The sequence below is a fragment of the Streptomyces sp. MA5143a genome, assembly GCF_900290235.1.
Lineage (GTDB): Bacteria > Actinomycetota > Actinomycetes > Streptomycetales > Streptomycetaceae > Streptomyces.
On sequence record NZ_OLMK01000126.1, the window covers coordinates 64,579 to 76,228 of the forward strand.

The following is an 11,650-nucleotide window of genomic DNA, read 5'->3' on the forward strand; positions in this document are numbered from 1 at the left end:
GTCCCCTCAGTCGCCGCCCCCACCACCGCCGTCGCCTCCGCCGGGCGCCGGGTGGCAGCGCCCCGTGTCTCCGGTCGATCCGCCGGAGGCACGGGTACCGCCCGTCGTCGTGTCAGCCGGACTGGGACGGGGTCTGCTTGATGCCGTCCACGACGGCGCGCTTCATGATGGCGCTGGTGAAGACGATGGTGCCGGGCTTGATCAGGTCGTCGCCGTCGACCCGGTTCACCTGGACGATCCGCTCGCCGAGGTAGACGTGCGTCTTCTTGTCGAAGATCCATTCCTCCCGCTGACCGCTGGTCTCGTCGAGGCGTGCCACCGCTACACCGTGCCGCCCCGCCGCGTCCACCGCGTCGTCGACCACGACGACCCCGGGGATCTTCGCAGCCGTCTTGAACAGGGCCGAGTACAACTCCTGCGGCGGGTAGCTCTCGCCGAGCAGTTCGCCGATGGTGGTGAACGCCTGCTGGTCGGGGGTGTTCCCCTGCCCCTTGGTCTCCTTGTAGATCTTGGCCAGAAGGGCGTCGGGGTCGGTGGTCAGCTTGGCCAGATAGTCGTACGAGGGACCGTTCAGGTCGGCCCGGGGGGTGTTGCCCTGCTCGTCGGGGAGGCTCAGGGTCTCACCCTCGGGGCTCTCGTTGACGGCCGGGTCGATCAGCCAGCCCTTGGTGCCGTCCGGGGACTTCCACACCTGGCGGGTGTGCAGCGCGTAGCTGGCCAGGCTGCTCTTGTCGTTGACGGTCCGCACGAAGGTGTTGGCCGTCTTGGACTCGATGTAGATGTACTGGCCGGGCTTGGCCACCGGGTGCTTGCCGTCCGCCGCCGCCAGCGCGATCTCGTCGAGCAGCCGGGGCGCGCCCTCGGCGCTCGCCACGCCGATCGTCGTGGTCAGGGCCGGGCCGGTGGCGAGGCCGGGCCCGCTCTCCCCGCCGGACGTCACCACGACGGCGACGACGGCGGCGGCCACGGTGGCGGCCAGCGCGGGCAGGGCGAACGCAGGACGAGACAGCCGGAACCGCCGTGCCTTCGCCGGGGTCGCCCCGTTGGCTCCCTGCCCTCCGTTCGCTCCGTTCGCTCCGGTGGCGGTGTGCTCGGCCTGCCGGGTCTCGTGGATCTGGGCCATCATGCGCTCCTTGTGGAACCGGTGACGGCCCGGCGGCAGGTCGCGCGTCGTCCGGTCGAAGAGCTGGGCGCCCTCTTCCCGCGCGGCAGCGTTCTGCCGGGACGTGTTCGCGTTCATCGGTTTCCTTCCTGTGCGGGCCGGATCGCGGGTGCGCGATCACCCCTTGTCTGTCGGCCCGGCCGGCCGCCTTCCCGTTTCACGAGACTTTCCCGAAGATTCCCCGCGAGCGCCGCCGGTGCGCGAGCACCGCCCAACCGGCCTGGCCCGCTTGCCTGTTGCTGCCCCTGCTCGCTCGCTTCGGCGAGCTTGCGCAGCTTTCTGCGGGCTCTGGAGAGGCGGGAGGCGACCGTGCCGACGGGGATGCCGAGCGCCTCCGCCGCGGCCTCGTAGTCCAGGCCCTCCCCCAGGCAGAGCGCGATGACCTCTCGCTCGGGGCGGCGCAGCTTCGCGAGGGCGGTCAGCGCCGTCGCCAGGCGCTGCCGCCCGTCGAGCCGGTCGGCCACCTCCTCGGCGTGGTCGGGGACGGAGCGTTCGGCCGCCGCCGCGGCCTGGGCCGCCGCCCGGTAACGCCGGTTGCTCCGGTACTGGTTGCGCGCGGTGTTGGTGGCGATGCCGAGCAGCCAGGGCCGCAGGGAGCCGCCCTCCTGGTCCACCTTGTCGTGCAGCCGCCACGCCTCCATGAACGTCGCGGCCATCACGTCCTCGGCCGTGGACCAGTCGGCGGTCAGCCGGAAGGCATGGTTGTAGACCGCGCGGGCGTAGGCGTCGAAGAGCTCGGCGAACGCGCTCGGATCCCCGGCCCGTACCCGGGTACGCATATGAGTGCTCACCTCAAGGAGCTGTCCGGCACCCCACACCGACTTCCCGTGACCCGCGTCACACTCGATCGCCTGCTCCGACGCCGCGCGCAGCATCGCACAGGGGTGGAACGCCGGGTAACGCCCGCTGCCGGGGCAGGCACACCGTCGGTACTTTCGGGCCGCGTCACCCGGCAACGCGGCCCGAAGAAAGAGGACTTCGGGTCAGGGGCGGTAGGCGGCGCGGTTGTGGTAAGCGACCTTGCCGACGGCCAGCTTGGTCGGGGCGAACAGCTGGTCGACGGTGACGAAGTGGAAGCCGCGCGCCTTGAGCGCCCTGATGATGCCGGGGACGGCGTCGACCGTCGTCCGGTGGATGTCGTGCATGAGGACGATGTCGCCGGGCCGGGTCTCCGCGTTGACGGTCTTGATCAGCCGGGCGGTGTCGCGGTACTTCCAGTCGAGGGTGTCGACGCTCCAGTGCACCAGCGGCCGGCCGGCGGCGCTGCGGACGGTCGCGTTGTGCGCGCCGTAGGGCGCGCGGACGGTGGTGGGCTTCTTGCCGGTGGCCTGCTTGATCGCCGTGTCGGCGCGGGAGAACTGTGACTTGACCTTCGCGGCGCTGAGCTTCGTCAGATCGGCGTGGTCCCAGCTGTGGTTGCCTATCTGGTGGCCCGCGAGCGAGGCGTTGCGCACCGTCGCCGGGTACTTCTGGGCGTTCTTGCCGACGACGTAGAAGGTGGCTCTGACGTCCCGCTCCTTCAGTATGTTCAGCAGGCGCTGGGTGTCGGTGACGGGGCCGTCGTCGAAGGTGAGCGCGACGCACTTCACCTTGCGGCAGTCGACGTCCTGGGGGGCGGCGGAGGCGGTCGTGGCGGTGCCGGCCAGCGTGGTGCCGCACACGGCGGCGGTGACGGCCGAGGTGACGAGGCGTCGGTGCATCAGGTCCTCCAAGGGCAGTGAGTTGCCCTTTAGGACCAGCCCGACGGAGGCCTGGATGTACGGGTGTGCGAATACGGCTGAATGTGGTGTGTGCCGGGCCAAAGAGGGCACCAATTCCGGCCATCGGCGCCGTCACACTGTCACAAACCTGTTCGAGGACGGCCCTCGCTCGGTACGCGGGGGCGGAAACATGTCCGCCATGGGGCACCATCGCCGGAACGTTCCGACTCTTGGGGGGCTTCCGATGGTTCACGCAGTTCGCGCACGCCGCACCACCGCCGTACTCGCCGCGCTCTCGCTGGGGGTCCTGGCCCTGACGGCGTGCAAGGGGGACGCCGAGCAGGACGCGGCCGCCCCGAGCGCGACGGCGAGCCCGTCCGCGCCGGGCAAGGACAAGGACAAGGGCACGGGCGGGGAGACGGGCAAGGACACCGGCGGGGGCAAGGACACCGACAAGCCCGCCACGGACGCCCCCGGCGGCAGCGGTGGCAGTGGGGGCAGCGGGGGCTCCTCCGGGAGCGGCGGCACCTCCGAGGCGTCGGAGCCCGCCACGGACGACCAGGACGGCGGTGTCGGCATGTGCGAGACGACCGACCTGAGCTACAAGGTCACGGTCGCCTCCAAGCCGGTCAACCACGCGCTGCTGACCGCCACGAACACCAGCGGCGACCCCTGTCTGCTGCCGGCCGGCGAACTGGTCGTCACGATCCCGGCGCTCGACGGCGCCGCCGAGCACATGGGCCCCGCGGGCGAGGACTGGCTCCTGAACGCCGGGGAGAAGGCGTACGCCGGGATCCTGTTCTCCCGCGCCGACACCCCGGGCGGCAAGAGCGCCGACAAGGTGGAGATCGCCCTCACGGCCGCCGAGAGCCCCACCACGGTGCCGATCAACGACGGCCCCGTCACGGTCAACGACAGCCAGGTGACGAGCTTCTTCGGCACAGCCGAGGACGCACTGACGTACTGACCGAGGGCCATGGGACGAGCCGGGGGCGCCTGGGCGGGCGGCGCCCCGAGGTGAGGTCCGGCCCCCTGGCCGAACGGCGGGCCGGAGGCTGCCGGGCTTCGGTCGGGTGAGGGGCCCGGAGGTACCGTGGAGGTACTGGCCAGGGGGGCGGTAGTGGAGGGCGGTGGCGTCCATGCGTATCCGGGACGGCCGCGATGACGTCGACAGCACCCCCGAGGTCCGGTGGGCCCCGCACGTGGGTGCCGGGCTCGCCGAGGTGCGGGTCGTCGCGGCGGACCCCGCCACGGCCCAACGGGTCGCCCGTGTCCTGCGCCGGGTCTTCCCCTGCGACGAACCCCGCAGCTACCCCACGGGCGCCGACGGACGCGGCACGCTGCTGCATCTGACCGTCGACACCCGTCTCACCAGCGGCTCCCCTCACGAGGCCGGACCGTGGCTGTACAGCAGCCGCTCCCAGGGCGAACGCACGCACATCGACGAGCCCTGCGGCACATACGCCGCCCGCCCCGTGCCCGACGCGTAACCACCCGACGGCGGCGCCGGACCAGCACGCAGCCGCTCCTGCGGGTGCCGGACCGGGTGAGTACTGAACCGGCGACTGCCGGACCAGCGAACGCCGGACGGCGGGGCGCCGAGCCAACGGACACTGGCCGGCGCGCAGCCACCCGGCGGCTGCCGGCCCGGCGAGTAACGGACAGCGGGTGCCGGACGGCGGGTGCCGGACCGACGCGCATACGCCCGGCGGGTGCCGGAGCTGGTAAGTGCTGAACCGGCGGCAGCCGGACCAGCGAGTGCCGGACGGCGGGTGCTGGACCCGCGCGTCGCCGCCCGGCGGGTGCCGGACGGCGGGGGCGCTTGGCCGGTGGGCGCTGGGCCGGTGGGGCGCTGGGCCGGCGGATGCTGGGCGGCGCGTGGTCGGCCCGTTGGTGCTGGGTCGGCGCGTGGCCGCCCGCGCGGGGTGCTGGACCGGCAGGGCGCTGGGCCGGCGGGGTGCTCGACCGGCAAGGGGCTGGGCCGTCCGGGGTGTCGTGTGTCTCGGGGGGTGGTGGGGGTGGCGTGGCGCATCGCCGTGAAAGTCTGTCGTCGCGAGGGCACATCTGTGGGGTCGCCGGAGCTAGGGTTGACGCACGAGGCGGCCGGTGGAGGATCCCGGTGCCGGATCGCGCGCGGAGCAACGGGTGCCGCGCCGTCGCCCCGGGCCCGCGTCAGGGCCCCTCCCCGCGTCCCCGAAACGAAGGTGCCATGCCCGCTGAGAACGCCCGCGCCGCCGGGAATCTCGACGACGACGACTACCCCGCCTACACCATGGGGCGGGCCGCCGACGTTCTCGGCACCACCCCCGCCTTCCTCCGCGCCCTCGGCGAGGCCGAGCTGATCACCCCGCTGCGTTCGGAGGGTGGTCACCGCCGCTACTCCCGTCGCCAACTGCGCGTCGCCGCCCGCGCCCGCGAACTCGTCGACCAGGGCACGCCCATCGAGGCCGCCTGCCGCATCGTCTCCCTGGAGGACCAGCTCGACGCGGCGCTCCGGGTCAACCAGGACATGCGCCGGAGGCTGGGCGACCACGGCACGCATACCTAGTCCGGCCGTTACAGAATTACAGGCCACGGCGGGTCGAGAATTCCCGCGCGTCGCCGAAAACACACAGGGGGCCGCGGTCCTGCCTGTGTTAGCGTGATAGCAGTTGCAGTTTTGGTTGCCAGAGATTTGTTTCTTTGCAGAGCTTTCCGGATCTTTCCGGAGGGGTGATCATCGCGGCGACTCGGATCCGTAAAGTGCGGATCCGGCACTGCCCCCCAAGGGAGATTCAATATGGCATCTGGCACCGTGAAGTGGTTCAACGCGGAAAAGGGCTTCGGCTTCATCGAGCAGGACGGCGGCGGCGCTGACGTGTTCGCCCACTACTCGAACATCGCCACCAGCGGCTTCCGCGAGCTTCAGGAAGGCCAGAAGGTTACCTTCGACGTCACGCAGGGCCAGAAGGGCCCCCAGGCCGAGAACATCGTTCCCGCCTGACGCTGACGCGAACTGAACGACTGAGGCCCGCACTCTCGGGGTGCGGGCCTTTTCGCATTTTCTTCGGCTCATTCTTGCGAATCCTCGCGCGGCCCCTGCCGCCGGACGGAATTCCTCGATACGCCGCATCGAGGAGGGTTCCTTCATGAACCGCACCCGTCGGGGTCACGGCGGCTCCGGCCGCCTCCGCACGGAGACCGACACCAACCGATCCGGCGGCGGCAGCCGCGGCGGCCGCTTCCGCGCACAGGACGCGGGCCGGAAGCAGTCCCGCTCCGCCGGTACGCGCAAAGGCGGCGCGGCAGCGCGCTCCGCCGCCCGCCCGCAGGAGTTCGCCCTGCCGGTCACCCTCACCGAGCCGCTGCCCGCGGTCGACTCCTTCACCGAACTCGACCTGCCGGCCCGCCTGCTGACCGCGCTCGGCGCCGAAGGCGTCACCACGCCGTTCCCGATCCAGGCGGCCACCCTGCCGAACGCGCTGGCCGGCCGGGACGTGCTCGGCCGGGGCCGTACGGGCTCGGGCAAGACGCTCGCGTTCGGTCTGGCCGTCCTGGCCCGGCTGAACGGGCAGCGGGCCGAGCCCCGACAGCCGCTCGCCCTGGTCCTCGTCCCCACCCGGGAACTGGCCCAGCAGGTCACCGACGCGCTCACCCCCTACGCCCGCGCGCTGCGGCTGCGGCTCGCCACCGTGGTGGGCGGTATGTCCATCGGCCGCCAGGCGAGCGCCCTGCGGGGCGGCGCCGAGGTCGTGATCGCCACGCCCGGCCGCCTCAAGGACCTCATAGAACGCGGCGACTGCCAACTCGACCAGGTCACGGTCACCGTCCTCGACGAGGCCGACCAGATGGCCGACATGGGCTTCATGCCGCAGGTCACCGCGCTGCTCGACCAGGTCGACGCCGACGGTCAGCGGCTGCTGTTCTCGGCCACCCTGGACCGCAACATCGACCTCCTGGTGCGCCGCTACCTGCACGACCCCGTGGTCCACTCGGTCGACCCGTCCGCGGGCGCCGTCAGCACCATGGAGCACCATCTGCTCCACGTGCAGGACGACGACAAGCACGCCACCGCCACCGAGATCGCCGCCCGCGACGGGCGGGTGATCATGTTCCTGGACACCAAGCGGGCCGCCGACCGGCTGGCCAAGCATCTGCTCTCCGTCGGGGTGCGCGCCTCGGCGCTGCACGGCGGGAAGTCCCAGCCGCAGCGCAACCGGACGCTCGCGGGGTTCAAGGACGGCCAGGTCACGGTGCTGGTGGCCACGAACGTCGCCGCCCGCGGCATCCATGTCGACGACCTCGACCTCGTCGTGAACGTCGACCCGCCCGGCGACCACAAGGACTATCTGCACCGCGGCGGCCGTACCGCCCGCGCCGGCGAGTCGGGCACCGTCGTCACCCTCGTCCTGCCGCACCAACGCCGTGAGATGGACCGGCTGATGGCCGACGCCGGCATCACGCCGCGCTCCGCGCGGGTCCGCCCCGGCGAGCCCGAACTGCACCGCATCACCGGCGCCCGCACCCCGTCCGGCGTGCCCGTCACCCTCACCCTCACCGTCCCGGCACCGGCCGCCGCGCCGAGCGGCCGCAAGGGCACACCCGGCCGCACCGGCACCCGGCGGAACGGCGGACGCGGCAGAACCGAACGCTCGGCGACCAGCCCCGGCACCGGCAAGGGCACCCGCCCCGAGACGGGCACCGGCCCGGGCACCGGCGGGAGCAAGGGAACCGGCCGCGGTGGCGGCGGCCGCGACGGCACCGGCCGGAGCGGGAGCGGCCGGGAAGCGAGCGGTCGCAGCGGCAGCGGCCGCGACGGAACGAGTCGGAGCCGTGGCGGGCGGGGCGCCGGGCGCGGTCGGCGGCCCGCGGCCGGGAGCGACTCGTAGCGGCCCTTCCGGTGTCGCAACCCCTATACCTGTGGAGGCATCCATGCGCTGTGTCATCGCCCGATTCCCCTTCGACCTGACCAAGAGCGAGGTCGAGCAGTCGTTGAACGGCATCGCCCCCGAACCGGTGGTCGGTGTGGCCGTGACCATCAACAGCCGCGTCTACCCGGTGATGCAGGTCGGGGAAGTGATCACCGGGCAGAACCGGCGTGACTTCACCACCGGTGAGATGCGCCGGGCACTGACCCGGCTCGGCTTCGTCTGTCACGACGTCGCTCCCCCCGCGCCCGCCGCCCCGGCCTGGAGCGCGCTCGCGGACGAGGGCGCGACGGGCTGGTGATCCGCCCCGCCGGCACCCCCGGCGGACCGCGGCCCGCCCGCTGACCGGCACCGCGCGCCGAAAACCCCTGGCCCCGTGGGCGCCGGGCGCCCCATACTCCTGCGGGCGGACAGGGGGAGGGGCCCGTGGAGGTGTTCACGTGCGCGGGTTGCGACGCCGTGCTGACGGCGCCGCTGTCCCGCGTCGCGTGGATCGCGTACGCCCATCACAGCTACGGCAACGGGTATGCCCTGCCCGTGCTGCTGGATTCGGGGACGTACGCGGTCGACCCGGAGCCGTCCGGACCGCCGTGGCGGCGGTGGAACGAGATCGACCCGGCCGAGGCGGAGGCCCGTGGGGTGTTCGCGCCCGTGTACGCCCTGTCCTGCGGGGCGCCCGGCGCGATCGCCATGGCGCCGGGCGACGCCCACGGCACCGTGCTGATCCCCGACCGCACCGGCGGATGCTGCTGCGGACTCGACGGCCGTGACGGGCCCAACCTGGCCTGCGCCCGGTGCGGGCAGGAGGTCGGCACCCGCATCGACGACTGCTCCCTGTGGCAGGCGACCTGGCTCGCGCCGAACGCCGTCCGCCGTGTCGCCGACGGGCCGGCCCGCCCGGTCATGACCTGGTCGGCGGTGGTGGAGCGGGTGCACGGCAGCCCGCCGGTCGACGCGGACGGCACCTGGAACCCCCGCTGGGAGCTGGCGGTCTCCGTGGCACTGGCCCATCTGGTGGCGGCCTCGGGCGGTGCGCCGGTCGGCGTCCCCGACGGCCCGCTCGCCGCGGCGTTCCGCCCGTCCCTCGACATCCTGCTCCCACCGGGCCCGCCCGCCCTGCGCGCCGCCCTGGCCGGGCCCGGGCTGCCCGTCCCCGACCCGGTGCCGGACATCGCGATCGTCCCGCGCCATCCGCAGACCGGGGAGCCTTGGGCACCGCCCCCCGGTGTCACCGCCGTACCGCTCGACGCGGAGGTGTGGCTGGGGCTCGCCTTCCACGACGACCACCTTCCCGTACCCGCGCGCGGCCGGCTGCCCGACGGGGTCGAACGCGACGATCCCCTGCCGCCCCGCCCCTGGCGGTCGCTGTGGCTCGTGGACCAGGTCTTCCTCCACACCCTGTCCCGCCTGCCCGCCGTCCGCGCACCCCGGCTGCGCGCCCTGTACGACAGGAAGTCGGCGCCGTACCTCTGGCACGGGCCCGTGCCCCAGCCTGAGTGACGTCCGGGCGGCGCCTTCCGGGGCCGTCCGCGCCGTACGGCTCAGGCCGCCGCCTCTGCGGTCCGCTCCGCCTGTCGCGACGCTTCGCCCCGGGCCGTTCCGGCCGGCTGGTGCGTCATCCGGCGGCGGCGGGCCGGCATGCTGCCGACCGTCGGGTGGGCGACGCCCCAGGCCGCGCCCTTGCAGATGATCTCCTTGTAGAGGGCGGCGAGGCGGCCGGTGAGGGCCTTGGGGAGGGTCTGGTCGTCGGCGGTGACGAACTGGATCAGGCCCTCCTTGCGGCCGAGCGAGACGCACTGCTGGAAGTAGCGGACCGGGATCCTCGGCGGCTCCGCGCCGGTCAGGCGGGCCGCGATGGCGTCCGCGGCCTGCCACGCGCTCGGGACGCCCGAGGCGCACGACATCCGCAGCGGCTTGTCGCCGGGGCCCATGGCCAGGGCCGCGTCGCCGATGGCGTACACCTCGGGGTGCGACACCGAGCGCATGGTCGCGTCGACGACGATCTGACCCGTGTCCGACACCTCCAGCGTGGTGGCCTGCGCGATCGGGTGGACGGCGAAGCCGGTCGCCCACACGGTGACCGCGGCCGGGACGGACGCGCCGTCGGTCAGGACACGGTCGGCCTCGACGGCGGTGACGGCGGTGTGCTCGTGCACGGTGATGCCGAGCCCGCCGAAGACCTTCCGCAGATGGGCCCGGCCCTTGTCGGAGAGCCAGTCGCCGAGGCCGCCGCGGGCCACGAGGGCGACGTCCAGGTCGGGGCGGCTCTCGGCGATCTCGGTCACCGCCTCCAGACCGGTGAGTCCACCGCCGACGACGACCACGGGCTGCCCGGCGCCCAGCCCGGCCAGACGCTCGCGCAGCCGGAGCGCCCCGGCGCGGCCGGAGATCTCGTGGGCGTGCTCGGCGGTACCGGGGACGCCCTGCGGGTTCCAGCCGCTGCCGAGGGCGTAGACGAGGGTGTCGTACTCCAGTTCCTGCGTCCCGGCGCCGTCCGCGTCGACGACGGTGACCGTCCTGCGGTCCGCGTCGACACCGGCGACCTCTCCGAGCTTCAGCTCCACGCCGGTACCGGCGAACATCTTCTGGAAGGGACGGGGCTTGAGGTCCTGGCCGACCGCCAGCTGGTGCAGACGGACGCGTTCGACGAAGTCGGGCTCGGCGTTGACGAGGGTGATGGCGACGTCGTCGCGGTGCAGCCGCTTGGCGAGGCGCCCGGCGGTGGTGGCTCCGGTGTAGCCGGCTCCGAGAACGATGATGCGGTGCTGCATGTCCTGCTCCTGTCTGCGCGGGTCCGACGCTCTGCCTTGCTCGGTCACGCCCCTTGAACCGGGCGGCCCGCGGATTCCTGACAGGAAGAGGATGTGAACCAGGTCACACTCCTGGAGGGAGGGGTGACCTGGTGGGGAGCCGTGCGTGCGTCAGAAGGCGTGGAACAGGGGTTCCCCGTGGTCGGTTGCGGCCCAGACCTCCGTCGCGCGGTCCAGCTTGTCGGGGTTGACCTGGCTGCGGAACGCGACGATGCCGTCCGCGTCGATCTCCAGGCAGGTGATCCCGACGACCCGGCCGTCGACGACCGCGAGGATCGCGGGGCCGCCGTTGGCCGTCGTGACGTGGATCGCGGCGGAGCCGCCGATGACGGCCCGCTTGGCCGGGGTCGGCTTGAACAGGCCCCGCATGAACTTCGCGACCGCGAGGGCGCCCTCGAACGCCCTGGCGCGGGCCGGGACCTTCCCGCCGCCGTCGCCGACCGCGATGGCGTCCGCGGTGAGCAGCTTGACCAGCGGCTCGGTCTTCCCGCTGGTGGCGGCCGCGAGGAACTCCTCGACGATCCGCCGGGCCGCCGCCTCGTCGATCTCCGTGCGCGCCTTGCCCGCCGCGACGTGCTTCTTCGCGCGGTGGAAGATCTGCTGGCTGGCGGCCTCACTGAGGTCGAGGATCTCGGCGATCTCCCGGTGCGGGTAGTCGAACGCCTCCTTCAGCACGTACACCGCCCGCTCGTTGGGAGTGAGGCGCTCCAGCAGGGTGAGGACCGCGTACGAGACGGACTCGCGCTGTTCGGCGGTGTCGGCGGGGCCGAGCATCGGGTCCCCGGAGAGCAGCGGCTCGGGCAGCCACTGGCCGACGTAGGTCTCCCGGCGGGCGCGGGCGGAGGTGAGCTGGTTGAGGCACAGGTTGGTGAGCACCTTCGTCAGCCAGGCCTCGGGTACCTCGATCCGCTCGGCGTCGGCCCCCTGCCAGCGCAGGAAGGTTTCCTGCACGGCGTCCTCGGCCTCGCTCGCCGAGCCGAGGAGCCGATAGGCGATCGCCTCCAGACGGGGCCTCGCCGCCTCGAACCGGTCCACGTCGTCCATCGTCAACGCCATGTCCCGGATCCTAGT

Annotated in this window: 12 protein-coding genes; 7 read left to right on the forward strand and 5 right to left on the reverse strand. The window is 73.0% G+C overall.

Annotation, left to right across the window (positions count from 1 at the left end; all coding sequences use genetic code 11):
* Positions 1–112 precede the first annotated feature (112 nt).
* From SMA5143A_RS39725 to SMA5143A_RS39735, 3 genes are all read right to left on the reverse strand, one after another.
* Positions 113–1,240 (reverse strand): CU044_5270 family protein, encoded by a 1,128-nt coding sequence (locus SMA5143A_RS39725; protein ID WP_107467654.1) that lies wholly within the window; start codon positions 1,238–1,240, stop codon positions 113–115.
* Positions 1,237–1,941, reverse strand: coding sequence for an RNA polymerase sigma factor (locus SMA5143A_RS39730; RefSeq protein ID WP_107467655.1), 705 nt, complete (start codon positions 1,939–1,941; stop codon positions 1,237–1,239). The genes SMA5143A_RS39725 and SMA5143A_RS39730 overlap by 4 nt, the downstream gene beginning before the upstream one ends.
* A 204-nt stretch (positions 1,942–2,145) precedes the next feature.
* A complete protein-coding gene (locus SMA5143A_RS39735) occupies positions 2,146–2,862 on the reverse strand; it encodes a polysaccharide deacetylase family protein (protein ID WP_107467656.1) in 717 nt (238 codons plus the stop codon).
* Between the two features lie 244 nt (positions 2,863–3,106).
* On the opposite strand from SMA5143A_RS39735, the gene SMA5143A_RS39740 reads away from it, so the two are divergent.
* The 7 genes from SMA5143A_RS39740 to SMA5143A_RS39770 all read left to right on the forward strand — a co-directional run bounded on the left by SMA5143A_RS39740 (position 3,107) and on the right by SMA5143A_RS39770 (position 9,269).
* Positions 3,107–3,829: a DUF4232 domain-containing protein gene (locus SMA5143A_RS39740; protein WP_107467657.1), complete on the forward strand. Its 723-nt coding sequence runs from the start codon at positions 3,107–3,109 to the stop codon at positions 3,827–3,829.
* 172 nt (positions 3,830–4,001) lie between these two features.
* A complete protein-coding gene (locus SMA5143A_RS39745; RefSeq protein ID WP_308812068.1) occupies positions 4,002–4,352 on the forward strand; it encodes a hypothetical protein in 351 nt (116 codons plus the stop codon).
* Positions 4,353–5,071: 719 nt separating this feature from the next.
* Complete coding sequence (locus tag SMA5143A_RS39750; RefSeq protein ID WP_107467658.1) at positions 5,072–5,410, forward strand: helix-turn-helix domain-containing protein; 339 nt, start codon at positions 5,072–5,074, stop codon at positions 5,408–5,410.
* Between the two features lie 231 nt (positions 5,411–5,641).
* Positions 5,642–5,845, forward strand: a complete 204-nt coding sequence (locus tag SMA5143A_RS39755; RefSeq protein WP_007383480.1) for a cold-shock protein — start codon at positions 5,642–5,644, stop codon at positions 5,843–5,845.
* Between the two features lie 145 nt (positions 5,846–5,990).
* Complete coding sequence (locus SMA5143A_RS39760) at positions 5,991–7,730, forward strand: DEAD/DEAH box helicase (protein WP_107467659.1); 1,740 nt, start codon at positions 5,991–5,993, stop codon at positions 7,728–7,730.
* A 43-nt stretch (positions 7,731–7,773) separates the two neighbouring features.
* Complete coding sequence (locus tag SMA5143A_RS39765; RefSeq protein ID WP_107467660.1) at positions 7,774–8,070, forward strand: SCO5918 family protein; 297 nt, start codon at positions 7,774–7,776, stop codon at positions 8,068–8,070.
* A gap of 125 nt (positions 8,071–8,195) precedes the next feature.
* Positions 8,196–9,269, forward strand: coding sequence for a hypothetical protein (locus SMA5143A_RS39770; protein ID WP_107467661.1), 1,074 nt, complete (start codon positions 8,196–8,198; stop codon positions 9,267–9,269).
* Between the two features lie 41 nt (positions 9,270–9,310).
* Here SMA5143A_RS39770 and SMA5143A_RS39775 read toward each other — a convergent pair whose 3' ends face one another.
* Positions 9,311–10,540, reverse strand: a complete 1,230-nt coding sequence (locus SMA5143A_RS39775) for an NAD(P)/FAD-dependent oxidoreductase (protein WP_107467662.1) — start codon at positions 10,538–10,540, stop codon at positions 9,311–9,313.
* Between the two features lie 150 nt (positions 10,541–10,690).
* Entirely contained in the window at positions 10,691–11,635 is a 945-nt protein-coding gene (locus SMA5143A_RS39780) for an RNA polymerase sigma-70 factor (RefSeq protein ID WP_107467663.1), read from the reverse strand.
* Positions 11,636–11,650 lie beyond the last annotated feature (15 nt).